This window comes from Wenjunlia vitaminophila DSM 41686, from assembly GCF_000380165.1.
GTDB lineage: Bacteria > Actinomycetota > Actinomycetes > Streptomycetales > Streptomycetaceae > Wenjunlia > Wenjunlia vitaminophila.
Window position 1 is genome coordinate 1 of sequence record NZ_KB904651.1, and the last position, 25,676, is coordinate 25,676.

Sequence of the window (25,676 nt, forward strand, 5' to 3'; positions counted from 1 at the left end):
GTCGTCATGGCACGTTTCTAGCATGGAAGACGAGAAGCGGATCTCTCTCCGCCTACCAACCCACCTGCACACACGCCTGGTTGAAGCGGCCCGTACCGACCGGCGGTCACTCAACTCTGAGATTGTCCACCTGCTTGAGGTCGCACTCGGTCCCGCGGTTGAAGACGACCAATCGCCCTGACGGCGACTACTCTTTCCTTGCCCTGCTCCGCAGGAGTCCGATTCCTCCCCGGCCTGAAGGCCGGGGCATCCTCGCAGCGATCTGGTGACACTTCGGTCCCCGCCGAAGCGACCCGACCCTACGCTGCTCGGTATGAACACGGCATCCCCTAGCAAACCGCCCGCACAGAGAGTCGCCGACCACCTGGAGATCGAGCCGAGCATCCTGTACTTCGGGACGCCAGTGGTACTCCTGTCCACAGAGAATCAGGACGGCTCGTTCAACCTCGCCCCGATCTCGTCCGCATGGGCCCTGGGGCAGACGGTCGTGATCGGACTGGGCCGTGAGGGACAGACCGCGTACAACCTCGGCAGCCGCCCCGACCTGGTCATCAACCTGCCGGCCCCCGCCCAGTGGCCGGCCGTGGAGCGGCTGGCGCCACTGACCGGCCGCAATCCGGTGCCCTCCGGCAAGCCCGAGGGCTGCCGCTTCGAGCCGGACAAGTTCGCCGCGGCGGGTCTGACCGGCGAGCCCTCCCGTCTGGTCCGACCGCCCCGCGTCGCCGGTTGTCCGATCCAACTGGAGGCCCTCGCCGAGCGGGTGCGGCCGGACGTCTCCGGGGAGTTCGTCATCGTCGAGGCCGTCGTGCGCAAGGTGCACGCCGACTCCCGCATCGTCGTCCCGGGCACCGACCACATCGACCCCGCCGCCTGGAGCCCTCTCATCTACAACTTCCGCCACTACTTCGGACTCGGCCCGGAACTCGGCCGCTCCTACCGCACCCAGACCCCCCGCAACGTCGAGGGGTCCGCCCCCGCCGACACGGGCCGCACCCACGGGAATGAGGCGACGGGTGCTACTTCCCGGCCGTGCCGGGTTCCTCACTGATGGACTCCTGATAGACGTCCGCATAGGTGCGTGAGTCCTTGACCAGGTCGTCGCAGAAAGCGGCGACGTCGTTGCCGACGAGTTCCAGGACCCCCTTTCCCGCGGCGGCGCCCTCCTCGAAGAAGTCGACGACCCCGGGGAGCAGGGGCCCGTCAGCGAGGTCGGTCGGTCCGACCTTGAACAGGTACCTCTGAATCTCCTTGTAGACGATCTGGTAGTCCTGCGGGAGCGACTTGACGCGGGCCGTGTGCGCCCGCCACTGCTTCTTGCCCTCGATGATGTCGTGGATGCTCACGTCAGCCCTCCAGCCGACTCAGTTTCCTGGCGACGTTCCTGTTCAACTGCTCGCGCCACCGGTCACGATGGGTGCGAGCCCCTGCTCCACCGGCCAGCGCCGCGCAGAAGCCCCGGATGTCGTCGCCGAGCACCTCATGGACGCTCTGCCCGTCCGCCGCCGTTTCCTCGAGCAGCCCCAGGGCGGCGTCGAGGATCGGCATCAGGTTGCGGCCGGTGAAGTCCGCACGGGGGAAGAGGTGGCCCTTGATCTGTTCCCAGGCCGCCCGGTGGTCGTCCGGCAGGGCCTCGGCCCGGGCTTCGAACGCCTTCCACTCCCTGGTGAGATCGCTGCCTGTGATGGTCTCCCAGAAGTTCATTTCCCGCCCTCCTTGAGCCTGTCGATGCGTGTTGAGACGTACTGCCATTTCGCCCAGAACTTCGCGAGTTCTCCGCGGCCGGCGTCGTTGAGCGCGTAGAACTTGCGGGGCGGACCGACCCCGGAGGGTCGCTTCGTCACCTGGACGAGCCCGTTCCTCTCCAGCCGCAGCAGGATGGTGTACACCGTCCCCTCGATGACGTCGGTGAAGCCGAGCTCGTTCAGGCGACGGGTGATGGCGTACCCGTAGGTCTCCTCGCTGCCGATGATCTCGAGCACGCACCCTTCCAGCGTGCCCTTCAGCATCTCCGTCAGGTCGTCCAAGGCCAGCCCTCTCAGCCCTCTCAGTACTACGTGATACAGAGTACTGCTATACGGTACCACCGACTAGTGGGAGGTCGGCGATCGGCGAGCCGCGGACCTACCGCCCCCGGCGGCCCGGCCCCGGGCGGGGCACCCGGAACGGGAACGTCGCGGGGCGGGATACAGTCCGAACGTGCTTGCCATCGCTGTTCTGTTGGTCGCCGCGCTGCTCCTGGTCGCGGGCGTGCACTACTACCTGTGGCGGAGGCTGGTGCGGGACACCACCGCGCCGGGCAGCCGGGGGCGGTTGGTGGGCACCGTGGCGGTGCCCGTGCTCGCCGTGATCGCCGTCGCCGCCCTGGTGGCCGGGCGGACGCTGCCCATCGCCGTGGCCCGGGTCTTCGCCTGGCCCGGCTACCTGTGGCTGGCCGTGGTGCTTTACCTGCTGCTCGGGCTGCTGGTCGGCGAACTGATCCGCCCGGTGTGGCTGCGGGTGCTACGGCGCCGCGGCGAGCCGGCGGGCCGGCCGGCGGCGCACGACGCGCGGCTCACGGTGGGGTCGCCGTCACCCGCGGTGACCCTGGCCGGGGCCGGCACCCCGGGGGCCGCCGGCCCGACGGAGACGACCGCCCCCGTGAACGGGGAAGGGCCGGCCGCCGACCCCGCCGCCACGGGTCCGAGCTCCGCGGTGGCCCCGGCGGACACCACCTCCCCCGGGGCCGCCGCCCCACCCGACGGCCCGGGCCCGCGGGAGACCAGCCGTCGGCTGTTCGTGGCCCGTGGTGTCGCCCTGGTGGCCGGTGCCACGGCCGTGGGCACCGTCGGCTACGGAATGCACACCGCCCTGGGGCCCCCGCGGCTGAAGCGGGTCACCGTCCCCCTGGGCAAGCTCGACCCCAGGGCACACGGTTTCCGGATCGCCGTGGTCAGCGACATCCACCTGGGCCCCATATCCGGCCGGGCGCACACCCAGCGCATCGTGGACACCATCAACCGCACCGAGCCCGACCTGGTCGCCATCGTCGGCGACCTGGTGGACGGCAGCGTGGAGCAGCTCGGTTCGGCCGCCGAGCCGCTCGCCGGGCTGCGGTCCCGGCACGGCAGCTTCTTCGTCACCGGGAACCACGAGTACTTCTCGGGGGCCGAGGAGTGGGTGGCGCAGGTCCGTACCCTCGGGGTCCACCCCCTCGAGAACGAGCGGGTGGAGATCGCCGGGTTCGACCTGGCCGGGGTCAACGACGTCGCGGGTGAGGACGAGGGGCAGGGCCCGGACTTCGACCGCGCCCTGGGCGACCGCGACCCGTCGCGGGCCTCGGTGCTCCTGGCCCACCAGCCGGTCCAGGTGCACGAGGCGGTCAGGCACGGCGTGGACCTCCAGTTGTCCGGACACACCCACGGCGGGCAGATGTGGCCGGTCAACCTGGTCGCCGACCTCGCCAACCCGACCCTCGCCGGGTTGGAGCGCCACGGGAACACCCAGCTCTACGTCACCCGGGGGGCGGGGTTCTGGGGTCCGCCCGTTCGCGTGGGCGCGCCGCCGGACATCACCGTGGTCACCCTGGCCTCCCCGGACGCCTGACGGCCGGGCGAACGGGTTTTCTGGTCATGCTCGACACCGATGGAGTTGGAGCACCCTTGAGAATGTCTGATATTCACTCAAATGCATGTGATAATAAGACTGGCTTATCGGTTTACTCCAGGTACGGTCTCCGCGTGCGCACCTTTCGCCATGTCACCTCCGCCGCGCTGACCGCGCTCGTCCTGTTCGCCTCGGCGGCACCGGCCACCGCCGACCCGTCCGACGCCACCGCCGACCCCGCCCCGCCCTCACGCATGTCCGCCGTGGGCGGGCCGCTGCTGGGGAAGCCCGGCACGCAGGTGCGGCCGGCGACCGGGACCCCGGCGCTGCCGGCGAAGCTGACCGCCCGTTCCTGGATCGTGGCGGACGCCGACAGCGGCGAGGTGCTCGCTGCGCACAACGCGCACTGGAGGCTCGCCCCGGCCAGCACCCTGAAGATGCTCTTCGCCGACACCCTGCTCCCCCGGTTCGACAAGGGCACCAAGCACCGGGTCTCGCTCGCCGAGCTCAGCGGGGTCCAGCCCGGCAGCAGCCTGGTGGGGGTCAAGGAGAACCAGACCTACACCGTGCACGACCTGTGGCTCGGGGTCTTCCTCCGCTCGGGCAACGACGCGGTGCACGTGCTGTGCGCGATGAACGGGGGGGTGGACACCACCGTCCGCCAGATGCAGGAGCAGGCCGAGGAACTCCAGGCCAACGACACCCGCGTGGTCACCCCGGACGGCTTCGACGCCCCCGGCCAGGTGTCCTCGGCCTACGACCTGACCCTGTTCGCCCGCCACGGGCTGCGGAACCCGGACTTCCGCGGCTACAGCTCCACCCAGCGGGCGCGGTTCCCCGGACTGACGGGGAAGAACGGCAGGCGGGAGACGTTCGAGATCCAGAACACCAACCGGCTCCTCACCGGCACCTACGGACTGACCCGCTACCCGGGGCTGACCGGGGTAAAGAACGGCTACACCTCCCACGCCGGCAACACCCTGACCGTGGCGGCCGAGCGCAACGGCCGGACCCTGCTGGTCACCCTGATGCACCCGGACTCCGGCGGCAACACCGTCTACGAGGAGTCGGCCAAGCTGCTGGACTGGGGTTTCGCGGCGGGCGACACCGTGCAACCGGTGGGCACGCTGGTGCCCCCGAAGTCGGAGGCCGTCGCCTCCGCTGAGCCCACCGGGCCGGACGACCAGGAGCCGCCCGGCAACAGGGCCGGCGGTTCCCAGTCCGACCTGGCCTCGGGGGACGACGACCCCGCCGGGGTCCCGACGACCGGTCTGGTTCTGGCCGCGGTCGCCGCGGTGCTCCTGGGCGGGGTGGTCTTCCTGATCCGGCGCCGGCCACTGCCCGGGGTGCTCGGACCCGGCGGCTGGGCGCGGCACCAGTCAGGCGCCGGTTCCGCCGGCCGCCGTCAGTGGTTCCGGAGGAAGCCGCGCCTGCCCCGCCGCTGAGGGCGCCGGGCCGCGGCGGGGGACGGCCGGTTCGTCCGGCCTCCCGGCCTCCTGGCCTCCTGGACCGGCGGCGGGCAGCGGGCGGTGTGCCCGGCTCTCACCCGCGGGCGCTGGTCGGCAACTGTCCGGCCTCGGGCTGGTGGGGCAGGGCCGGGGCCGGGAAGCGGTACTCCCGGATCTGCCGCCAGACCCCGTCCGCACCCTGCTGGTACAGGGCGAAGCCGGGGGTGGCCCAGGCGGCGCGGAACCGGGCGAGTTCCGCGTGCGCCTGGTCCAGGGCGTCGTCCGGGACCCCATGGGCGATGGTGACGTGCGGGTGGTACGGGAAGGCCAGGTCACGCCGCAGCGGCCCGGACCGCACCCGTTCCTGGAGCCTGCGGCACTCCTCCGCCCCCCGCACCAGCCGGACGAAGACCACCGGGGACAGCGGCCGGAAGGTGTCGGTGCCGTCCAGCCATATCTCGAACACCCTGCCGATCGCCGCCACACCGGCGAGGTGCGCCTCGATCCCCGACAGCGCCTCGGTGCCGACCTCGGTCGGCGGCAGCAGGGTGACGTGCGTGGGGATGCGCCAGGCCTGCGGATCGCCGAACCCCGCCCGGCGCCGCTGGAGCAGGCTGCCGTAGGGCTCCGGGACCGCGATCGACACCCCGATGGTGCAGGTCCCCACGCGTGTCCCTCCTCCCGGGCGTGCTCAGTGCTTCGCGGACAGGAAGCCGATGTTCTCGTACACCGTCGCCAGCGTCTCGGCGGCGACCGCCCTGGCCTTCTCCGCTCCCTTGGCCAGCACGGCGTCCAGCGTCTCAGGATCACCCAGGTACTCCTGTGTCCGCTGCCGGAACGGGGTCACCCAGTCCACCAGCACCTCGGCGAGGTCCGTTTTCAGCGCACCGTAGCCCTTGCCCTCGTAAGAAAGCTCGAGTTCCCCAATGGCGGTGCCGGTGATCGCCGAGTAGATGCTGAGCAGGTTGCTCACCCCCGGCTTGGCCTCGGGGTCGTAACGGATCTCCGTCCCGGTGTCCGTCACGGCGCTCTTGATCTTCTTCGCCGAGACCCGGGGCTCGTCCATCAGGCTGACGATGCCCTTCGGCGACGACGCCGACTTGCTCATCTTGATCGTCGGGTCCTGGAGGTCGTAGATCTTGGCGGTCTCCTTGACGATGTACGCGTCGGGCAGGGTGAACGTCGGCGCGTACCTGGAGTTGAAGCGGTTGGCCAGGTCCCTGGTCAGCTCCAGGTGCTGGCGCTGGTCCTCGCCGACGGGCACGGCGTCCGCCTGGTAGAGCAGGATGTCCGCGGCCTGGAGGACCGGGTAGGTGAACAGGCCGACGGTGGTCCCCTCGGTACCGTGCCGCGCGGACTTGTCCTTGAACTGGGTCATCCGGGCGGCCTCGCCGAACCCGGTGATGCAGCCCATGACCCAGCCGAGCTGGGCGTGCTCGGGGACGTGGCTCTGCACGAACAGGGTGCACCGGTCCGGGTCGAGCCCCGCGCCGAGGAGCTGGGCGGCGGCCAGGCGGCAGTTGGCCCGCAGCTCCTCGGGGTCCTGCGCCACGGTGATCGCGTGCAGGTCAACCACCGAGTAGAACGCGTCGTGAGTGTCCTGGAGGGCCACCCACTGTCGCACGGCACCCAGGTAGTTGCCGAGGTGGAACGAGCCGGCGGTGGGCTGGATCCCGGACAGGACGCGAGGGCGGTCGAGGTTGGCCATGCGTCCATTGTCTCAGGCCCCGGACCCCCCGTTCATCCGGATTCCCCGGGATGCCGCCCGGCCCGCGGCCCGCGGCCCGCGGCCCGTAGACCGCACCGGGCCGGCGGACGCGGACGGGGGACGGGGACGGGCCCGCCCCCGTCCGCCGACCCCGCGTCTCAGGCGGTGGGCAGGCCGGGGGCCGGGAAGGCCGCCATCAGCTCGCGGACCTCGGCGCGGATGCGGCGCAGCGCGTCCTCGTCGCCCTTGTGGGCCGCGGTCACCCCCCGGTCGATCCAGTCCGCCACCGCGGGCATGTGGTCCACGGTCAGGCCGCGGGACGTCAGCGCCGGGGTGCCGAGCCTGATCCCGGACGGGTCGAACGGCTTGCGGGGGTCGAACGGCACCGTGTTGTGGTTGAGGACCACGCCCGCCTGGTCCAGCGCCTTGGCCGCCACCTTGCCCGGGACGTCCTTGTTGGTCAGGTCGATCAGCACCAGGTGGTTGTCGGTGCCTCCGGAGACCAGGTCGTAGCCCCGGTCGAGCAGCTCCCTGGCCAGGGCCGCGGCGTTGGCCACCACCTGGTGGGCGTACTGCCGGAAGGCCGGCTGCGCCGCCTCGTGCAGGGCCACCGCGATGCCGGCCGTCGTCTGGTTGTGCGGCCCGCCCTGCAGGCCGGGGAAGACCGCCCGGTCCACCTCCCGGGCGTGCTCCTCACGGGTCAGGATCATCGCCCCGCGCGGGCCCCGCAGGGTCTTGTGGGTGGTGGTGGTGACCACGTCGGCGTACGGCAGCGGCGAGGGGTGCGCGCCGCCGGCCACCAGACCCGCGATGTGGGCGATGTCGGCCACCAGGACCGCGTCCACCTCCTCGGCGATCTCGGCGAAGGCGGCGAAGTCGATGGTGCGCGGCACCGCCGTCCCACCGCAGAAGATCAGCCTGGGGCGTTCCCTGACGGCCAGGTCGCGGACCTCGTCCAGGTCCACCACGCCGGTCTTGGCGTTGACCCCGTACTGGACGCCGTGGAACCAGCGGCCGGTCGCGGAGACGCCCCAGCCGTGGGTGAGGTGTCCGCCCATCGGCAGCGACATCCCGAGGACGGTGTCGCCGGGCCGGGCGAACGCAAGGTACACGGCCAGGTTCGCGGGTGAGCCGGAGTACGGCTGGACGTTGGCGTGCTCGGCCCCGAACAGGGACTTGGCCCGGTTGATGGCCAGGTTCTCCACCGGGTCCACGTTCTGCTGGCCCTCGTAGTAGCGACGGCCGGGGTAGCCCTCGCTGTACTTGTTCTGCAGGACGCTGGCACCGGCCTCGAGCACCGCGGCCGAGGCGTAGTTCTCGCTGGGGATCAGCCGCAGGGTGTCCGCCTGGAGCCGTTCCTCGGCCCGGAGCAGGGCGGCGAGCTCGGGATCGGTCCTGGTGATCGAGGACTGGGTGGTCACATGGGGGTACACGGGTCTGACGTCCTCCCGGGTCGGTCGGCGCGCCCCGCGGCGCGCGCGTTTCACGTACCCGGGGCCCAGGCGGACGGCACCGCGGAGAGGTCACGGAGTCGTGCTCCGCCATGCCGCTTCCCCGTGGTCGCTTCCACGTTCGCCAGTCGCGACGCCTCCACCCTAACGGTTCTCGACCCGCGGTTCGCGGCGCCGGGCCGCACCCGCGGCCGGCACCTCTCCTAGCGGCCCTACCGCAACGCTCCAGCGGACAAGAAGAACGATGCGCAAAACTGGCGGGGGCGGATAGAAATGACCTGTCCCCGGCGATCCACGCGCAGATTTCAAGGAGTGCCACGATGACGACCGCACCCACCAGCTCCCTGCCACCCAGCCAGCCGTCCGCCGGATCGCCCTCCGCCGGCACCCCTGCGAGCGCGACTGCCGCCGAGCTGATCAGCACCGCGGAGCAGTACAGCGCGCACAACTACCACCCGCTGCCGGTCGTGGTGTCCAGCGCGGAGGGCGCCTGGATGACCGATGTGGCCGGCCGGCGCTACCTGGACATGCTCGCCGGCTACTCGGCCCTGAACTTCGGCCACGGCAACCCCCGGCTGCTGCACGCCGCCCGGGCACAGCTCGACCGGTTGACCCTCACCTCGAGGGCGTTCCACCACGACCGCTTCGCGCCGTTCTGCTCGGAGCTGGCGGCGTTGTGCGGCATGGAGATGGTGCTCCCGATGAACACCGGCGCGGAGGCCGTGGAGACGGCCGTGAAGACCGCCCGGAAGTGGGGGTACCGGGTCAAGGGGGTGGGCGAGGGCCGGGCGAAGATCGTCGCCGCGAGCGGCAACTTCCACGGCCGGACCACCACGGTGATCAGCTTCTCCACCGACGAGGAGGCCAGGGCCGACTACGGTCCCTACACCCCCGGCTTCGAGATCGTTCCCTACGGCGACGTGGACGCCCTGGAAGCGGCGGTGGACGACGACACGGTCGCGGTGCTGCTCGAGCCGATCCAGGGTGAGGCCGGGGTGCTGGTGCCCCCGCCCGGCTACCTCGCCGCGGTGCGGCGGATCACCCGTGAGCGCGGGGCGCTGTTCATCGCCGACGAGATCCAGTCCGGCCTCGGCCGCACCGGGCGCACCTTCGCCTGCGAGCACGAGGACGTGGTCCCGGACATGTACGTGCTGGGCAAGGCGCTGGGCGGTGGCGTGGTCCCGGTCTCCGCGGTGGTGTCGTCCCGGGAGGTGCTCGGCGTCTTCCGGCCGGGCGAGCACGGCTCCACCTTCGGCGGCAACCCGTTGGCCTGCGCCGTGGGCCTGGAGGTCATCGCGATGCTACGCACTGGGGAGTACCAGCGCCGGGCGGCGGAGCTCGGCGAGCACCTGCACCGCGAGCTGCGCGCGCTCGTCGGCGCCGAGGTGGTCACCGAGGTCCGGGGTCGCGGGCTGTGGGCGGGTGTGGACATCGCCCCCGAGCACGGCACCGCGCGGGAGGTCTCCCAGGCGCTGATGGACCAGGGGGTGCTGGTCAAGGACACCCACGGGCAGACCATCCGGATCGCCCCGCCGCTGGTGATCAGCCGGGAGGACCTGGACTGGGCGCTGGACAGGCTGCGGGGCGTCCTGGGCGGTTAGCCGACCGCCGACCCGGGAGTCCCCGTCTGGACCGGACCGCGGGGTCCGGTCCAGACGGGTGGACCGGTGAGGGTCAGATCAGGCCGAGTTCGGTGACGGCCGTGCGCTCGTCCACCAGCTCCTGCACCGAGGCGTCGATGCGGCCGCGGGAGAACTCGTTGATCTCGAGCCCCTGCACGATCTCGAACCTCCCGTCCTTCGCGGTCACCGGGAAGGACGAGATCAGGCCCTCGGGCACCCCGTAGGACCCGTCGGAGACCACGCCCGCCGAGGTCCAGTCACCCTCGGCGGTGCCGTGCACCCAGGTGTGGACGTGGTCCACCGCCGCGTTCGCCGCGGACGCGGCGGAGGAGGCGCCGCGCGCCTCGATGATGGCCGCGCCCCGCTTGGCGACGGTCGGGATGAACGTGTCGGCCAGCCACTGCTCGTCGTTGACGGCCTCCGCGGCGTTCTTGCCGGCCACCTCGGCGTGGAAGACGTCCGGGTACTGGGTGGCCGAGTGGTTCCCCCAGATGGTGAGCCGGCGGATCTCGGAGACCGCCACGCCGGTCTTCTTCGCGAGCTGCGACAGCGCCCGGTTGTGGTCCAGGCGGGTCATCGCGGTGAAGCGCTCGGCCGGGACGTCGGGGGCGTGCCGCTGGGCGATCAGCGCGTTGGTGTTCGCCGGGTTCCCGACCACCAGGACCCGCACGTCGTCGGCGGCGTGGTCGTTGATCGCCTTGCCCTGCGGGCCGAAGATGCCTCCGTTGGCCTCCAGCAGGTCCCCGCGCTCCATGCCCTTGGTGCGCGGGCGCGCCCCGACCAGCAGCGCCACGTTGCAGCCGTCGAACGCCACCGAGGCGTCGTCACTGATGTCGATGCCGCTGAGCAGCGGGAAGGCGCAGTCGTCCAGTTCCATGGCGGTGCCCTCGGCGGCCTTGACCGCCTGGGGGATCTCCAGCAGACGGAGCCTGATCGGAGTGTCCGGCCCAAGAAGCTGGCCGGAGGCGATCCGGAACAGCAGCGCGTAGCCGATCTGCCCTGCCGCACCGGTGACGGTGACGTTCACGGGAGTGCGAGTCATTGCCTTCTCCTGTCGGTTCCCATGCCATGCCCCGGAGGCATCCCTCGCCCCGGCAGCGGAAATCTCTTGGTGTCGAGAGACATCCGTCAGGCTATCTGGCCCGCCGGCCCACCCGTCGCCCCACCCACCACCCCACGGGGGACCGCACGGAGGGCCCCTGCCGTCGGCCGGGGGGCGGGTGAGGCACCGTCGCTGACCGTCCCCTGTGGGCGTCGAACGGCCCCGGTCAGCCACTGGGGGCGGGTTGGGGGACGCTCACCGGGGTGGACCCGCCCGGCGTGGTGCAGCCGCGCTTGCTGGTGCGCAGTTCCCCGCAGGCGCGGGCGAGTGACGGGCTGGCCGCGCCGACCATGGGGGTGTACACGTCGCTCTCGTAGCTGATCTCGTTCTCCTCCGTGGCGCCGCCGGGTCCGTGCACCCGGACGCCGTCGCCCACGCTCGCGGAGGAGATCCGCCCCCACGCGGCCTGGCAGTCGGTGCTGTACCGCAGTTCGACGTAGGTGCCGTAGAGCCAGGTCGCGGCGGCCGTCCAGGTGTCCTGGTCGCACCCCATGGCCTTGGGGTCCTGGCCGGTGCAGCCGGTGTTGCGGCAGCGCACGGGAACCGGGTGGACGGACCTGCCGGCGCTGATGGCCTCCTTGCCGCCCGCGGTCGAGCCCCCCGCCGTTGACTCCCCGGTCCCGTCGTCCACCAGGGCGAGCATCGCGCTGACCCCTGCCGCGCCCACCAGGGACACGGCCGTGAGCAGCAGGGCGGCACGGCGCCGGGGGTCCCGTGGCCACCGGTGTCGGTGGGGTCGTCCCGGCGGGCGCCGGTCCTGCCGGGGCCGACGCCAGGGCCGTGGTGTCCCTCGAGCCATATCGCATCCCTGTCCCTGGTCGGGGCCGTTGACGCGGACACCGGACGGGGTCGCACCGCGCCGTGCGCCCAGGGCTTGTGTGACCTCTTGTCCACCAGGTAACCCCGCGAACGGCCCGAGAGGTACTGCCGCCAACGAGAGCGAACGAATCCCGCCACACCGGGGTCGGTGGGTGGGGAGGGGAACGGGGGCGGCCCGGAGGTCGCGACGGGTGGCTACGCGGCCAGCTTCGCCCGCAGGTTGTCGTCGAGCGCGCCCAGGAACTCCTCGGTGGTCAGCCACGGCTGGTCCGGGGAGATCAACAGCGCGAGGTCCTTGGTCATCTGTCCGCCCTCGACGGTCTCCACGCAGACCTGCTCCAGGGTGTGCGCGAACTCGGTCACCCGCGGGGTGCCGTCGAGGACGCCGCGGTGGGCGAGGGCGCGGGTCCAGGCGTACACGGAGGCGATCGGGTTGGTCGAGGTCGCCTTGCCCTGCTGGTGCTGGCGGTAGTGCCGGGTGACGGTGCCGTGGGCCGCCTCGGCCTCCAGGGTCCGGCCGTCGGGGGACATCAGCACCGAGGTCATCAGGCCGAGGGAGCCGAAGCCCTGGGCCACGAAGTCGGACTGCACGTCACCGTCGTAGTTCTTGCAGGCCCAGAGGAAGCCGCCCTCCTCCCGCAGCGCGTGGGCGACCATGTCGTCGATCAGGCGGTGCTGGTAGCCGAGTCCGGCCCGGTCGTAGTCCGCCTTGAACTCGGCGTCGAAGACCTCCTGGAAGATGTCCTTGAACCGGCCGTCGTACGCCTTCAGGACCGTGTTCTTGGTGGACAGGTAGACGGGCAGGCCCCGGTCCAGCCCGTAGCGCAGGCAGGCACGGGCGAAGTCGCGGATCGAGTCGTCCAGGTTGTACATGGCCAGCGCCACTCCGGGCCCGGGGAACGTGAAGACCTCCAGCTCGGTCTGGTCCGAGCCGCCCTCCGGGGTGAAGGTCAGGGTGAGGGTGCCCGGCCCGGGAACCTTGAGGTCGGTGGCCCGGTACTGGTCGGCGAAGGCGTGGCGGCCGATCAGGATCGGCTTGTGCCAGTGGGGCACCGGCCGGGGCACGTTGCGCATGATGATCGGCTCGCGGAAGAGGACCCCACCGAGGAAGTTCCGGATGGTGGCGTTCGGCGACGGGTACATCCTCCGCAGGCCGAACTCCTCAACCCGGCCCTCGTCCGGGGTGATGGTCGCGCACTTCACCCCGATGCCGTAGGTCCAGATGGCGTGCGCGGCCTCCCGGGTCACCCGGTCACTGGTGGCGTCCCGGTGCTCGATCCCCAGGTCGAAGTACCGCAGGTCGATGTCGAGGTGCGGCAGGATCAGTGTGTTCTTGATGGCGTGCCAGATGATGCGGGTCATCTCGTCGCCGTCGAGTTCCACGACCGGGTTGGCGACCTTGATCTTGGCCATTGGAGCGATCCGTCCCTCTCGCGCTGTTTGTCGGCTAAGCCCTCCCCTGGGAGTGTTCGTCCTCAAGCTACCGATTCCCTGCGCGGCGGGGCGCGAGGGCGGGGGTCGAGCCGCCCCCGGCGTCCCCGGGGCCCGCCGGTCGCTCACCGCACGGCGAACCGCATCACGTCCTGCATCCAGGGGATGTCCAGCACCGGGTCCGGCATCGCCGTCAGCGCCAACAGCACGATGCCCGCTCCCAGCACCCCGTAGGTGACGACGTCGGTGAACCGGCTGCGCACGGCCAGCATCCCGACGTTGCGCACCACCGCCCGCAGCACCCCCCCGAACAGCACGGAGCCGCCGACCACCACCACGCCGGTGCGGAAGTTCACCTGACTGACCAACAGCCCGAGCGCCACCCCGGCGAGGACCAGCAGGATCGGCCACTGGCGCACCGGGGCCGGGGCGTCACCGCCCGCCGCCCGGTGCCCCCCCTCGGGCCGTGCGGTGGTCTCCGTCTTCCGCGGGGGCCTGCGGGACCCGCCCATGCTCTGCACGCCTGCCATCCGGCTCTCAGCTTTCCTTCGCGGCCCGCTCCGCCGCCTCGACCACGTTCGTCAGCAGCAGCGCCCGGGTCATCGGCCCCACCCCGCCCGGGTTGGGGGCGACCCAGCCGGCCACGGCACGCACCGCCGGGTCCACGTCGCCCACCAGTTTGCCGTCCCGGTCGCGGCTGACCCCCACGTCGAGGACCGCCGCGCCCGGCTTGACGTGGTCGGCGGTGACCAGGTGCGGGGAGCCGGCCGCCGCCACCACGATGTCCGCCTGGCGGAGCTGGGCGGCCAGGTCGCGGGTGCCGGTGTGGCAGAGCGTGACCGTGGCGTTCTCGCTGCGCCGGGTGAGCAGCAGCCCGATGGAGCGGCCGACGGTGATGCCGCGGCCGACCACGCACACGTGCGCGCCGTCGGTCTCCACCCCGTGGCGGCGCAGCAGTTCCACGATGCCGTGCGGGGTGCAGGGCAGGGGGGCCTCCTGGTTGAGCACCAGTCGCCCGAGGTTGGTCGGGTGGAGCCCGTCCGCGTCCTTGGCCGGGTCGATCGCCTCCAGCACCCGGTTGGTGTCCAGGCCCTTGGGGAGGGGGAGCTGGACGATGTACCCGGTGCACGCCGGGTCCTCGTTGAGCTCGCGCACGACCGCCTCGACGTCCGCCTGCGAGGCCGTGGCGGGGAGCTGGCGCTGGATGCTGGCGATCCCGACCTGGGCACAGTCACGGTGCTTGCCGGCGACGTAGGAGTGGCTCGCCGGGTCGTCCCCGACCAGCAGGGTGCCGAGGCCCGGGGTGATGCCCCTGGCCTTGAGCGCGTGGACACGGACGGAGAGTTCGGACTTGATCGCTGCGGCGGTGGCCTTGCCATCGAGAATCTGGGCGGTCATGGGGTCCATCCTCTCGGACCGGGCCGGGAACGTCCCAATCATCTCGTGAGCCGGACGCCGATTCCTCCTCTTATACCCGGACGATATTCGACAACTGGAACATATCTGTTCGGATGGTGTTGCAGATTCGGCACAGCCCTCGAACTCCGCTGGACAGTCGCGTCGGCGCGCCACCACCATGGGCCGGGCAAGCCGTCGATAAGCGGACCATCCGCTCGGCGCACCAAGGATTCACTCGGGGGGAAACCGTGAGTAGTGAGCGCGGCTTGCCGCGCCCGCCCCGGAGTCTTCCGGGCACCAGGCCGCCGGCGCGGCGACCAGGGCCACCACGCGCCCGGCCCCGGCGCGGACGCACGCCCGACGACATCCAGCGGACCCGGTCCGCCACCTCACCGTCCCCACCGCAACACACGGAGGAACTCACGTGAGCTACCCGCCTGGCCCCCAGGACCCGTACGGGCAGCCGGCCCAGCCCGGCTACGGCCAGCCCCCGCAGCAGCCCGGCTACGGCTACCCGCAGCAGCAGCCGGGCTACGGCTACCCCCAGCAGGGCGGCGCCGACCCGAACGCCGCCTACGGCTACCCGCAGCAGCAGCCGCAGCCGGGCTACAACTACCCCCAGGGTGGTCCCGACCCGAACGCCGCCTACGGCTACCCGCAGGGCGGCTACCCGCACGCCGGGCAGGTGCAGCAGTTCTACGCCGGGTGGGGATCACGGGTGGCCGCCTCCCTCGTGGACGCCCTGGTCGTCGGTATCCCGGCGGGCATCTGCGTCGGCGTCGGCATCGCCATCGGCGGTGGCGCCGGAGTCGGGGTGTCGGTGCTCGGCTACGCCATCGCCTTCTGCATCATGCTGTGGCTGCTGCACCAGAAGGGCACCACCGGCCAGTCCATCGGCATGAAGACCGTCAACATCCAGATGCTCCGGGAGTCCGACGGCCAGTACCTCGGCTTCGGCATGACCTTCGTCCGGTACCTGTGCCACTTCATCGACGGCCTCCCCTGCTACCTGGGGTACCTGTGGCCGCTGTGGGACGCCAAGAAGCAGACCTTCGCCGACAAGATCATCGGCACCGTGGTGGTCAAGACCCAGTAGCCGGAGACGGCACCGGGAAGGGGGCCGCGGGCGCGTCGCGCCCGCGGCCCCCTTCGTACGACTCCGGGTGGATGCCCCGAACGGGTGGGTCAGTGGTAGAAGTGCCGGCTCCCGGTGAGGTACATGGTCACGCCCGCTGCCTGCGCCGCGGCCACGACCTCCTCGTCCCGCACCGAGCCGCCCGGCTGCACCACCGCCGCCACCCCGGCGTCGATCAGCACCTGGAGACCGTCGGCGAACGGGAAGAACGCGTCCGACGCGGCGAACGAACCGTTCGCCCGCTGCTCCGCGCGCTGCACCGCGAGCCGCGCCGAGTCCACCCGGTTGACCTGCCCCATCCCCACACCGACGGTGGCACCGCCGCGGGCCAGCAGGATGGCGTTGGACTTCACCGCCCGGCAGGCCCGCCAGGCGAACGCCAGTTCCCGCAGCCCGGTCCCGTCCAGCGGCTCACCGGAGACCAACGTCCAGTTCCGCGGGTCGTCCCCCTCCGCCTGGAACGCGTCCACCTGCTGCAACAGCGCCCCGCCGGAGATCTGCTGCACGTCCGCCGCCCTGCCCGGGCCCTCCGGGCACCGCAGCACCCGCAGGTTCTTGCGGCGGGACAGCACCTCCAGCGCGCCCTCCTCGTAGCCCGGGGCGACGATGACCTCGGTGAAGATCTCAGCGACCTGCTCGGCCATGGCCACCGAGACCGGACGGTTCACCGCGATGACGCCGCCGTACGCCGAGACCGAGTCGCAGGCGTGCGCCTTGCGGTGGGCCTCCGCGACGTCGGCGCCGATCGCGATGCCGCACGGGTTGGTGTGCTTGACGATGGCCACGCACGGCTCGTCGTGGTCGTAGGCCGCGCGCTGCGCCGCCTCGGTGTCCACGTAGTTGTTGAACGACATCTCCTTGCCGTGCAACTGCTCGGCGCCGGCCAGGCCGGGGCCGCTGGCCACCGACGTGTCCACGTAGAGCGCCGCCGCCTGGTGCGGGTTCTCCCCGTACCGCAGCACGCTCCTGCGCTGCCAGGTGGCGCCGAGGAACCCGGGCAGCTCGCTGTGCTGCCCGCCGTCCTCCCGCTCGGGGCGCTGCGTGCGGTAGCCGTCGGAGAACCACGAGGCCACGGCCACGTCGTAGGCGGCGGTGTGCTGGAACGCCTCGGCGGCCAACCTCCGCCGCGCGTCCAGGTCGAAGCCCCCCATGCCGACGGCGGCCAGGACGTCCGGGTAGCGGGCCGGGTTGACCACGACCGCCACCGACGGGTGGTTCTTCGCCGCGGCCCGCACCATCGAGGGGCCGCCGATGTCGATCTGCTCCACGCACTCGTCGGCGCCGGCGCCGGACGCCACCGTCTCCCGGAACGGGTAGAGGTTCACCACCACCAGTTCGAACGGTTCCACGCCCAGCTCGGCGAGCTGCGCCCGGTGGGACTCCAGGCGCTGGTCGGCGAGGATGCCCGCGTGCACCCGGGGGTGCAGGGTCTTCACCCGGCCGTCCAGGCACTCGGGGAACCCGGTCAGCTCCTCCACCGGGGTCACCGGGACCCCGGCCGCGGCGATCCGTGCGGCGGTGGAGCCGGTGGAGACCAACTCCACCCCGGCCTCGTGCAGGCCCTGGGCCAGTTCCTCCAGGCCGGTCTTGTCATAGACGCTGACCAGCGCACGGCGGATCGGCCGCTTCGTCGTTCCGGTACTCACGGGACCAGGACCTTTCTTCCTTCGATGCGGTAGCCTTCGCGGGCCATGCGGCCCACGACCTCGACGAGCGCGGTGCGCTCGACGGTCTTGATACGCTCGTGGAGCGTTTCCTCGGTGTCGTCCTGGTGGATCTCCACCGCCCGCTGGGCGATGATCGGACCGGTGTCCACCCCGTGGTCCACGAGGTGGACGGTACATCCGGTGACCTTCGCGCCGTAGGCGAGCGCGTCGCGCACGCCGTGCGCGCCGGGGAAACTGGGCAGCAGGGCCGGGTGGGTGTTGATCAGCCGGCCGCCGAACCTGGCCAGCGTCCCGGTCCCCAGGATCTTCATGAACCCGGCACAGACCACCAGGTCGGGGCGGTGTTCACTGATCGCTTCGGCCAGGGCCAGGTCCCAGTCGGCCCGGTCGGCGAAGTCACCGACCCGGCGGACGAACGTCGGCAGGCCGGCCTTCGCGGCCCGGTCGAGCCCGACGGTGCCGTCCCGGTCCGCGCCGACGGCGACGACCACCGCCCCGTACTCGGGGTCGGCGGTCGCGTCGAGCAGGGCCTGCAGGTTGGTGCCCGAGCCGGACACCAGGACGACGAGACGGGCGGGGGGCGAGATGGACGGGCTGGACGCACCCACGGCTGGGCTCTTCTCTCACGGACTGCTGACGGCCTGGGCCGGGGCGGACGGGATCGGGGAACCTCAGGCGCCGCGCGGCCGTCAGCAACGATACTGGCACACCGTGCCGCCCCCCTCCGGTGGTGACCGGCTCGCCGGGGTAGCGTCTGAGGCGAGGGCGGAACGAAAGAGGACGTATTCACCGATGCAGCAACGAGGGGTTGGCGCCACCACCATGAGCAACGGCCGCACTTTCTGCCTCAGCGGCCCCTGGGCCGCGGGGCCTTCCGGCGGTCCGGCGACCGCCGCGCCCACCGCGACCGCCGCGTCCGTCGTGGCTGCCTCCCCGGCACGGTCCACCAGCCGACCGGGGAGCCCGGTGGGGTTCCGGCCCGCGGCGGCCGGTGGCCCCGGGGGCGTCCGCGTGGTGGTGATGGCGCACGGCTCCCGTCCGCCCCTGGCGTCGAACGACCAGCCCCTGGCGTCGAACGACCAGCAGGGCCAGACCGGTGGCACGACCACCGACCACGGCGACCAGGACAACCCGTTCGCCCCGCCTCCCGAGGGGGCCCCGGACCGCCCCTGGGAGCCCCGCACCCCTCCGGACCAGCGCCAGCGGCCCCCCGCCGGCGGGGACCAGCCGGACCAGCGGCGGCCCGTGCCCTGGGGCGCCCGCCGGCCGGAGCAGCGGGACAGCGGTGACGGCTCCCGCAACGGCGGCTCCGGCGGGACCCGGTTCGACGTCACCGACCCCACCCAGCGCCGCGCCCGCTACGCGCTGCTCAGCGGCATGTGGGCGTTCTTCTTCGTCATCTTCAGCATCCCGTACCTGGCGCTGCTGCTCGGAGCGCTCGCCGTCCACTGGGGCATCAGCTCGCTGCGCGGTCGGGGTCCGTCCAGGAACAACCAGACGGCTCCGGCTTCCGCGTTCAACCGCAGCCAGCCCGACGCCGGCCCCGCCGGAGCCGGGCGGAGCGGACGGACCACCTCGAGGCCGCAGTTCGCCACCGCGATCAGCGGCCTGGTCTCCGGTGGCGTGGCCCTGGCCATGGTGTTCGGCCTGTTCGGCCTGCAGATCGTCTACCGCGACTACTACGAGTGCGTCTCTGACTCGCTGACCTCCGCGGCCCGCGCCTCCTGCGACGACAAGATCCCGTCCTGGGTGGAGCGCGTGGCCGGCGAGAACGGCTGACCCAACGGCGGGTCGCGGTCCGAGCCGGCCGCCCCGCCGGTGTCGTCCCGCTCCGTTCGCGGGCCGTCCTCCCGCGGGGCGTCCTCCCGCGGGCCGTCCTCGGGGTGGGCGGCCGGGAACGGCGGCACCAGTCCTCCGGAGGCCACCCGCAGCCGCTCCCAGCGGGCCGCCCGGTCGGGCCGCTCCGGCGGGGCGCTCCCGCGTCGGGGCGGGACCGGTGCGCGCCCGTGGGGGCTGCCCCACGGGCCCGGCAGCGCCTTGGTGAACCGCACCAGCAACGGGTGCGCGCGCCGCTCGACCGCACCGGTCGCCACCCCGACCTCCTCCCCACCAGGCGGGCCGGCCGCCGCCGCCGGCCCGGCGGCGGCCGGTGGGGTGGGCAGCGGTCCCGTCGGGGGCGGAGCGCCGCGGACGGGAGGCGACGCGGTCGGTTCCGCCGCGGCCGGGGCCGGGGCACCGCGCAGTTGCCACCAGCGGACCACCGGGACCAGCGGGACGCTGAGCGCGAGGGTCCAGCAGCACGCCGCGGTGCCCGTGGCCCACCACAGGGGTCCCAACTCGGCCAGGCGGTGCTCCCCCAGCGGCCCGGACGCCCAGGCGGCGAGGAGGGCGGTGGCGACTCCGACGCCCACCGACGACAGACCCGCCACCGCCGCCGCCCCGGGAACGCCGCACCGCGCCGGCGGCAACGCGCGCATCCCCCGGGCGACCACGGCGACGACCACCACGGCCGCGGTGATCGGCACCATCAGCGTCAGCCAGCCGGCGGTGCCGCCGTCCCCCTGCCCCGGGAGAGCGGCGAACAGCGGGAACCGGGGGAGCTCGGAGTACCGCGCCCCGGCCGGCGCCACCACCGTGTCCGTTCCCACGGCGAACCCCGGGGTCAGTGCGTAGCAGGCGGCCCAGACCGCCGCGTTGGGCAGCAGGACGAGGGCGAGCGCCAGTACCCCGAGCCGGTCGGAGAACGACCCGCTCAGGTCGGAGAACGCCGCGCTGGCCGCCGACGCGTGCCCGGCCAGGGAGCCCGCGGTGAGCAGCGCTCCCCCCGCGACCAGCGTCAACGTCCCGGCTGCCGCCGCCCGGAGGGCCACGGTCAGCCGGGCGCCGGGGACGAGCCCGTCGCCGGGGAGCGCCCCGCCGGCGCACGCCCCCACCCGACCGGCCGCTCCGCCGCGGTCCCCGTCCTTCCGGGGCGTCCGCGGGAGGCGGCCCGTGGGCAGCCGTAGCACCGCCCGGCGCGCCACGGAGGTGGGCGTCGGAACCCCGGAGCCGACGACGGACCGGCGTGTCCCGGCCAGGCGGACCAGCAACGGGCGCACGGCGGACGGGGACACCGGGGGACAGCCCAGCACCGACCAGGCACCGGCACCGGCCCAGAACCCGGCGACCAGCGGCATCACGACCAGTGCGCTCAGTGGACGGCTGCGCAGGGGGCCGGTCGAGGTGTAGAGCACTGCCGCCAGGCCGACCAGGCAGTAGCCGGCAACCAGCCAGGCCACCGCGCCGGCGGGTCCGGAACGGCCCGGGAGCGGGGGCTGGGGCTCTGGCTCTGGCTCGGCCCCTGGCTCGGCCCCTGGCTCGGGCTCGGACTCGGACTCGGGCTGGGGCTGGGGCTCGGGCTGGGGCTGGGGCTGGGGCTCGGCGGGAGGCTGTCGGGGCTCACGCGCGTCCGGGTCGTCAACGGCCCCGCGGGCGGCCGGGGCGGGGAGGTGCCCCTCCACGGCGAGGCCACCGAAACGGTAGAGCAGCCAGAGCGGCAGGGCGGACAGCAGGAGCGGCGTCAGGCCCACCGGGGCGGGATCGCCGCTGACCGTGACCGTGCGCAGGAGGTCCGCGCCGTGGGCGAGCAGCCACAGGTTCGCGGCGACGCGCAGGGCCGCGCCGGGATCGCCCCCGGAGGACGGGGAGGTGACCCACAGGAACAGCACCACCACGGCGATGACGCCCAGACCGAGTCCGGCCGCGAGGACCCCGCCGAGCAGCCCGGAGAGAGCCGCCGGGAGGGGGTGGTCGGCCGGAGGCCGGGTGGTCCCCGGCCGACGGGTCGGGGACCGGGGCGTCGGAGGACCGATCAGTTGGCTCACGTCGCCCCATGCTGCCGGACACGGCACCCTATCCGCCTGGTTAGTAGGCACATGACAGTCGTGTCGCAGAAGATAGGGCTATGTGCATTTTCATCCGATATGCCGCGATGGTCGGGCACGCCGACCGGCTCGTCGGGCCAGCGTCGTGAACCAGGCCGATCCCATCGCCCGCGCGTTCGATGACCTCTACGCGCGAACGGTGGAGCCGCTCACCCGGCAGTTGCTCCTGCTCACCGGGGACCGGGAGCTGACCGAGCAGGCCGTGGACCACGCCTACGGCCGGGCGTGGCGGCACTGGTCCGAGATCGCCGTTGACCCACAGCCGGAGGGCTGGCTGCGGACGGCCGGGTACGACTACGCCCTCTCCCCGTGGCAGCGCCGTGTCCTCCTCGACCCCTGGCGGGGCGTCCGGTGCGGGCGACGGGCCACGGCCAACCGGCCGCACCAGGACGCCGGGACGGGGCGGCCCCCACCCCCTCCCGATCCGGACGCCGGCAACCCGCCCGCAGCCGCCCCCACGACGGCCACGCCCCCTGCCGGCGCACCCCGCACCGCGCCGCCCCCCGACGGAACACCCGCCGCCACCGGCTCCGGCCCCTCCGCGGTGTCGGGGAACGCTCCCGTCTCCGCGGCCTTCCCCGCCACGGCGCAGACCCTCGCCGCGGCGGACGGCGGAACCACGGGCGACCCCGCCGAGGACAACGGAACCGCCGCGGGCCACGCCGCGGACCGCCCCGCCGACACGGACCCCCCGGCCCCCGACTCCCCCGCCCCCGACTCCCCGGTCGGCACCACGGCCGCCCCGGGGACGCCTCCCCCTGACGAGATGTCACCCGGCGGCGGGGCCGGGGCGCGGCGCACCGGCCGGAGGAAGCCGCGCCGGCGTGCCAGGCCGCGGCCCCGGCCGGACCACGTCGGAGACGGGCCGCCCGCCGTCGCCGTGGAGGCACCGTCAGCCGCCCCGTCGGGACCCCCGGGCACCTCGGAGGCCGCCGTGGCGGACCCCCCACGAACCGGCGCCACCGCCCCAGCCGCCCCCGCCGCCCCCGCCGCCGCCCCAGCCGCCGCGCCGGATGCTCCCCCCTCGACTGCCCCGGCGGAGAGCACCGCCCCCGAGCCGGGTGACCCGCCGGGCGGTCCCGAGGTCGCCGCCGCCCTGCTCGCCCTCCCCCCGGCCCAGCGGCGGGCGGTCCTGCTCTACGACGGCCTTGGCCTCGACCTTCCGGAGGCCGCCGCCGAACTGGAGGCCAGCACCGCGGCCGCCGGGTGGCGCCTCGTCCACGCCCACCACGCGCTGTGCTCCACCGTGCCCGCCCTCGCGGGAGCCGACCCCGAACACCCCGAGTTCCCGGCCCGGGTGGGTCGGCTGCTGGCCGAGGCGGCCTCGGCGATGGACGTCTCCCCCCGGCCCCCCGCCCAGGTGCGCGCCGCGGAGGAACAGCAGGCCCGGCGGACGGTGCTGGCCGTGCTCGCCCTGCTCGCCGTCGTGGCCCTGGTGGTGGCCGTCGTCTCGGTGGTGAACCACCTCACCCACTCCCCCACCCCCGTCCACGCCCCCGCGCAGCAGTCACCACCCGTGCCGGTGCCGGCGAACCCCCCGCCCTCCCCGCCGCGGTGACCCGGGCGTGCCGCGACGGCCCCGCGCCCGGTCGCGCCCGGGCGCCGGGCCGCCGTCAGGGGTTCCCCGTGGCCGTGACCGGCCCGGAAGCGGGCGCGGGTGTGGGTGTGGCGGGCTTGACGGCGGCGAGCCGCTCGACCGTGCCGAGGGAGTACCGGTCCCGGTGGACGACCACCAGCCCGGCCTCCCGGACCAGGTGCAACGGCCGACGTAGCTGGTGGTCGCCGGCCACCCGCACCGACAGCGGGTCGATCAGGCGCTGTACCGCCCGGACCACGGGGTGGTGACTGACGACGTGGTCGATGAGCAGCAGGGTGCCGCCCGTTCGCAGCACCCGGCGCATCTCCGCCACCGCCGTGCGGTCGTCGGGGATGCAGCACAGGGCCAGGGTGCACACCACCGTGTCGAAGGCGCCGTCGGGGAAGGGGAGTTCGGTGGCGGACGCCTCGGTGAGCGTGACGCGCACCCCGAGTTCGCCGGCCCGTCGGCGGGCGCGCCCGAGCATCGCCGGGGACAGGTCCACGCCGGTCAGCTCCGTGTCCCGCGCGTAGCAGGGGAAGTTCAGCCCGGTGCCGACGGCCACCTCGAGCACGCGTCCCCGCGCCTGGCCACAGACCCAGGCGCGGCCGTCGCGGACCAGGTACCGGTCGTAGAGGCGGATCCGCCGGTCGTAGTGCGGCGCCGCCCGCTCCCAGATCCCCCGTGTCCGCGCCTCTCCGTCCTGTTCGGCCTGCATGGATCGCTCCTCGGAAGTGGTGGGCCCCGGCCGGGTGTCGCGGCGCGGCTGCGCCGCCCCACCGGGGACCGGCCGGACCCGGCGTTCCGCATCGTTTCACGCCGTTCACGCCCTGCCCCGGCGGACGCCGGAGCCACGGGCGACGCCGCCGCGGGCCGCGGCACGGTCGGCCCGTTCCCCGGCCACGCCGAGGCCGCCCCCGCGGGCGGGTCGATCACACGCGCCCCTCGTTCCGCAGGTACGCCCCCGCGCGTGCCGCGGCCGCGGCGGCTTCTGCGGCCCGGTCCGCGGCGGCTTCGTCAGGGTGTTCGCCGCTGGTGAGCAGGCGGTAGTAGAGGGGGGCGGAGACGGCGCGGACCACCTCGTGGGTGTCGGTGCCCCCGGGCACCTCGCCCCGGTCGACGGCCTGCTGAACGCAGGGGGCCCACTCCTCGACGCGGACGTCGTAGAAGTGCCGCAGGGCCTCGGCGGTCTTGGTCTCACAGGTGGCGGCCGCGATCACCGCCTTGAACAGCGCCCCCTGCCGCGGGTCGGCCAGGGTGCGCTGCACGAGCCGGGCGTTGGCCCTGAGGTCGCCGAGCAACGAGCCGGTCTCGGTGCGCGGCAGCGACTGCTCGGCCATGTCCGTCAGCAGGTCGGCCACCAGGCCGGTCACCGTCCCCCAGCGACGGTAGACGGTCGTCTTGCCCACCTCGGCGCGGCGCGCGATGTCGGCGAGGTCCAAGTGGGCGAACCCCCGCTCGGCCAGGGTGTCCCCGGCCGCCCGGAGCACCGCCGCCCGAACCCGCGCCGTGCGCCCCCCCGGCCGGACGGTTCCCGGCTCCGCGCCTTCCGCACCCTCAGCAGCCATAACGGGACTCCAGTTTCGTTAACCGTCGACATCTGCTACCTTGAGGACCATATTAACGGAACTACAGCACCGTTAGTCGCGGTAGCTGAGGGGATCGAGGAGTGACCATGGAATACCGACGGCTGGGTGCATCCGGGCTCAGGGTCCCCGCGTTGAGTTTCGGCGCCGGCACCTTCGGAGGCCGGGGACCGCTCTTCGGCGCCTGGGGCAACACGGGTGCTCGAGAGGCACGCCGCCTCGTGGACATCTGCCTGGACGCCGGGGTCACGATGTTCGACACCGCCGACGTCTACTCCGGCGGCGCGTCCGAGGAGGTGCTGGGCGAGGCCATCAAGGGCCGCAGGGACCGGGTTCTCGTGTCCACCAAGACCAGCCTGCCGATGGGTGACGGCCCGGGTGACGCGGGCTCCTCCCGGTCACGCCTGATCACCGCGTGCGAGGACGCGCTGCGCCGGCTGGGCGTTGACCACATCGACCTGTTCCAGTTGCACGCCTTCGACGCCGGCACGCCGATCGAGGAGGTCCTGTCCGCCCTCGACGACCTCGTCCGCGCGGGAAAGGTCCGCTACCTGGGGGTCTCCAACTTCTCCGGCTGGCAGGCGATGAAGTCCCTCGCGATCGCGGACGGGCACGGCCACCCCCGCTACGTCGCCCACCAGGTCTACTACTCCCTCATCGGCCGCGACTACGAGTGGGAACTGATGCCCCTCGGGCTCGACCAGGGCCTCGGGGCACTCGTCTGGAGCCCGCTCGGCTGGGGACGGCTCACCGGCGGAGTCCGCCGCGGCCAACCGCTACCCGCCGGCAGCCGGCTGCACCGCACCGCCGACTACGGTCCACCGGTCGAGGACGAGCACCTCTACCGCGTGGTGGACGCCCTCGACGAGGTCGCGCAGGAGACCGGCAGGACCATTCCGCAGATCGCCATCAACTGGCTCCTGCAACGGCCCACCGTCTCCTCGGTCATCATCGGCGCCCGCAACGAGGAGCAGCTCCGCCAGAACCTCGGTGCCGTCGGCTGGGCGCTCACGCCCGACCAGATGGCCAAGCTCAACGCGGCGAGCAACAGGCCAGCGCCCTACCCGTACTTCCCCTACCAGCGCCAGGAGGGCTTCGCCCGCCTCAACCCGCCGGTGGCTGACCGCACCCCTCCGACCGCTGCCTGACGTGGGCCACACGTCACTTACGCGAACGCCGAGGGGGCGCCGTGCCCGTCGGCTCGGCGCCCCCTCGGCTGCTGCTGTCC

The 25,676-nt window shown here is 73.2% G+C and carries 25 protein-coding genes and 1 riboswitch; of the genes, 9 read left to right on the plus strand and 16 right to left on the minus strand.

The window, feature by feature from the left end:
- The first annotated feature begins 22 nt into the window (after nt 1-22).
- Together A3IG_RS32320 and A3IG_RS28630 are read left to right on the plus strand one after the other, a co-directional pair.
- Nucleotides 23-181 carry an Arc family DNA-binding protein gene (locus tag A3IG_RS32320; protein WP_078500072.1) on the plus strand — a complete coding sequence of 53 codons (159 nt, stop codon included), beginning with the start codon at nt 23-25 and terminating at the stop codon, nt 179-181.
- Nucleotides 182-313: 132 nt separating this feature from the next.
- A complete protein-coding gene (locus A3IG_RS28630; RefSeq protein WP_236719268.1) occupies nt 314-1,048 on the plus strand; it encodes a flavin reductase family protein in 735 nt (244 codons plus the stop codon).
- Here A3IG_RS28630 and A3IG_RS0104955 read toward each other — a convergent pair.
- The 3 genes from A3IG_RS0104955 to A3IG_RS0104965 are packed head-to-tail and all read right to left on the minus strand — an operon-like array spanning nt 1,017 to nt 2,024.
- On the minus strand, nt 1,017-1,343 hold the full coding sequence (locus A3IG_RS0104955) for a DUF1048 domain-containing protein (protein WP_018382437.1): 327 nt from the start codon (nt 1,341-1,343) through the stop codon (nt 1,017-1,019). The two genes, A3IG_RS28630 and A3IG_RS0104955, sit on opposite strands and share 32 nt — an antisense overlap.
- Before the next feature lies 1 nt (nt 1,344).
- Complete coding sequence (locus A3IG_RS0104960) at nt 1,345-1,701, minus strand: DUF1048 domain-containing protein (protein WP_018382438.1); 357 nt, start codon at nt 1,699-1,701, stop codon at nt 1,345-1,347.
- Nucleotides 1,698-2,024 carry a PadR family transcriptional regulator gene (locus A3IG_RS0104965; RefSeq protein WP_018382439.1) on the minus strand — a complete coding sequence of 109 codons (327 nt, stop codon included), beginning with the start codon at nt 2,022-2,024 and terminating at the stop codon, nt 1,698-1,700. Before A3IG_RS0104965 ends, A3IG_RS0104960 begins: the two co-directional genes overlap by 4 nt.
- Nucleotides 2,025-2,205: 181 nt before the next feature.
- Between A3IG_RS0104965 and A3IG_RS0104970 the strand changes: the two genes are divergently transcribed.
- Both A3IG_RS0104970 and A3IG_RS28635 read left to right on the plus strand, forming a co-directional pair.
- Nucleotides 2,206-3,582, plus strand: a complete 1,377-nt coding sequence (locus tag A3IG_RS0104970) for a metallophosphoesterase (RefSeq protein ID WP_407701009.1) — start codon at nt 2,206-2,208, stop codon at nt 3,580-3,582.
- A 134-nt stretch (nt 3,583-3,716) separates the two neighbouring features.
- The gene (locus A3IG_RS28635; RefSeq protein WP_018382441.1) at nt 3,717-5,027 is read left to right on the plus strand and encodes a D-alanyl-D-alanine carboxypeptidase family protein; all 1,311 of its coding nucleotides are present in this window, start codon (nt 3,717-3,719) and stop codon (nt 5,025-5,027) included.
- A 97-nt stretch (nt 5,028-5,124) separates the two neighbouring features.
- Here A3IG_RS28635 and A3IG_RS0104980 read toward each other — a convergent pair whose 3' ends face one another.
- The 3 genes from A3IG_RS0104980 to A3IG_RS0104990 all read right to left on the minus strand — a co-directional run bounded on the left by A3IG_RS0104980 (nt 5,125) and on the right by A3IG_RS0104990 (nt 8,171).
- Nucleotides 5,125-5,697: a 2'-5' RNA ligase family protein gene (locus tag A3IG_RS0104980; RefSeq protein WP_018382442.1), complete on the minus strand. Its 573-nt coding sequence runs from the start codon at nt 5,695-5,697 to the stop codon at nt 5,125-5,127.
- Between the two features lie 24 nt (nt 5,698-5,721).
- Nucleotides 5,722-6,738, minus strand: coding sequence for a tryptophan--tRNA ligase (gene trpS / locus A3IG_RS0104985; protein ID WP_018382443.1), 1,017 nt, complete (start codon nt 6,736-6,738; stop codon nt 5,722-5,724).
- 158 nt (nt 6,739-6,896) lie between these two features.
- Entirely contained in the window at nt 6,897-8,171 is a 1,275-nt protein-coding gene (locus A3IG_RS0104990; protein ID WP_236719267.1) for a serine hydroxymethyltransferase, read from the minus strand.
- Nucleotides 8,172-8,227: 56 nt separating this feature from the next.
- Nucleotides 8,228-8,331: riboswitch (ZMP/ZTP riboswitch) on the minus strand.
- 178 nt (nt 8,332-8,509) lie between these two features.
- Here A3IG_RS0104990 and rocD point away from each other — a divergent pair.
- Nucleotides 8,510-9,790 (plus strand): ornithine--oxo-acid transaminase, encoded by a 1,281-nt coding sequence (gene rocD / locus A3IG_RS0104995; protein ID WP_018382445.1) that lies wholly within the window; start codon nt 8,510-8,512, stop codon nt 9,788-9,790.
- Between the two features lie 73 nt (nt 9,791-9,863).
- Here rocD and A3IG_RS0105000 read toward each other — a convergent pair whose 3' ends face one another.
- From A3IG_RS0105000 to A3IG_RS0105020, 5 genes are all read right to left on the minus strand, one after another.
- Complete coding sequence (locus A3IG_RS0105000; protein ID WP_026219903.1) at nt 9,864-10,853, minus strand: malate dehydrogenase; 990 nt, start codon at nt 10,851-10,853, stop codon at nt 9,864-9,866.
- Nucleotides 10,854-11,079: 226 nt separating this feature from the next.
- Complete coding sequence (locus A3IG_RS28640; protein ID WP_018382447.1) at nt 11,080-11,589, minus strand: DUF2690 domain-containing protein; 510 nt, start codon at nt 11,587-11,589, stop codon at nt 11,080-11,082.
- Nucleotides 11,590-11,927: 338 nt separating this feature from the next.
- The gene (locus tag A3IG_RS0105010) at nt 11,928-13,145 is read right to left on the minus strand and encodes an NADP-dependent isocitrate dehydrogenase (RefSeq protein WP_018382448.1); all 1,218 of its coding nucleotides are present in this window, start codon (nt 13,143-13,145) and stop codon (nt 11,928-11,930) included.
- 143 nt (nt 13,146-13,288) lie between these two features.
- Nucleotides 13,289-13,693 carry a DUF3017 domain-containing protein gene (locus A3IG_RS0105015; protein WP_026219904.1) on the minus strand — a complete coding sequence of 135 codons (405 nt, stop codon included), beginning with the start codon at nt 13,691-13,693 and terminating at the stop codon, nt 13,289-13,291.
- A 7-nt stretch (nt 13,694-13,700) separates the two neighbouring features.
- Entirely contained in the window at nt 13,701-14,561 is an 861-nt protein-coding gene (locus A3IG_RS0105020) for a bifunctional methylenetetrahydrofolate dehydrogenase/methenyltetrahydrofolate cyclohydrolase (RefSeq protein ID WP_026219905.1), read from the minus strand.
- A 424-nt stretch (nt 14,562-14,985) separates the two neighbouring features.
- Between A3IG_RS0105020 and A3IG_RS0105025 the strand changes: the two genes are divergently transcribed.
- Nucleotides 14,986-15,657, plus strand: coding sequence for an RDD family protein (locus A3IG_RS0105025; protein WP_018382451.1), 672 nt, complete (start codon nt 14,986-14,988; stop codon nt 15,655-15,657).
- Nucleotides 15,658-15,746: 89 nt separating this feature from the next.
- Here A3IG_RS0105025 and purH read toward each other — a convergent pair whose 3' ends face one another.
- Together purH and purN are read right to left on the minus strand one after the other, a co-directional pair.
- On the minus strand, nt 15,747-17,342 hold the full coding sequence (gene purH, locus A3IG_RS0105030; RefSeq protein ID WP_018382452.1) for a bifunctional phosphoribosylaminoimidazolecarboxamide formyltransferase/IMP cyclohydrolase: 1,596 nt from the start codon (nt 17,340-17,342) through the stop codon (nt 15,747-15,749).
- Complete coding sequence (gene purN, locus A3IG_RS0105035) at nt 17,339-17,971, minus strand: phosphoribosylglycinamide formyltransferase (RefSeq protein WP_018382453.1); 633 nt, start codon at nt 17,969-17,971, stop codon at nt 17,339-17,341. Before purN ends, purH begins: the two co-directional genes overlap by 4 nt.
- Before the next feature lie 184 nt (nt 17,972-18,155).
- Between purN and A3IG_RS28645 the strand changes: the two genes are divergently transcribed.
- On the plus strand, nt 18,156-19,142 hold the full coding sequence (locus A3IG_RS28645) for a hypothetical protein (protein ID WP_018382454.1): 987 nt from the start codon (nt 18,156-18,158) through the stop codon (nt 19,140-19,142).
- Here A3IG_RS28645 and A3IG_RS33555 read toward each other — a convergent pair.
- Nucleotides 19,043-21,226, minus strand: coding sequence for a cell division protein PerM (locus A3IG_RS33555; protein ID WP_026219906.1), 2,184 nt, complete (start codon nt 21,224-21,226; stop codon nt 19,043-19,045). The genes A3IG_RS28645 and A3IG_RS33555 overlap by 100 nt on opposite strands.
- 145 nt (nt 21,227-21,371) lie before the next feature.
- Between A3IG_RS33555 and A3IG_RS33565 the strand changes: the two genes are divergently transcribed.
- Nucleotides 21,372-22,844: a hypothetical protein gene (locus A3IG_RS33565; RefSeq protein ID WP_026219907.1), complete on the plus strand. Its 1,473-nt coding sequence runs from the start codon at nt 21,372-21,374 to the stop codon at nt 22,842-22,844.
- Between the two features lie 55 nt (nt 22,845-22,899).
- Here the strand turns inward: A3IG_RS33565 and A3IG_RS0105055 are convergent, their stop codons facing one another.
- Nucleotides 22,900-23,580 (minus strand): class I SAM-dependent methyltransferase, encoded by a 681-nt coding sequence (locus A3IG_RS0105055; RefSeq protein WP_018382455.1) that lies wholly within the window; start codon nt 23,578-23,580, stop codon nt 22,900-22,902.
- Nucleotides 23,581-23,794: 214 nt separating this feature from the next.
- A complete protein-coding gene (locus A3IG_RS0105060) occupies nt 23,795-24,430 on the minus strand; it encodes a TetR/AcrR family transcriptional regulator (RefSeq protein WP_018382456.1) in 636 nt (211 codons plus the stop codon).
- Between the two features lie 107 nt (nt 24,431-24,537).
- On the opposite strand from A3IG_RS0105060, the gene A3IG_RS0105065 reads away from it, so the two are divergent.
- A complete protein-coding gene (locus A3IG_RS0105065; protein ID WP_018382457.1) occupies nt 24,538-25,596 on the plus strand; it encodes an aldo/keto reductase in 1,059 nt (352 codons plus the stop codon).
- The last annotated feature ends 80 nt before the right edge of the window (nt 25,597-25,676 follow it).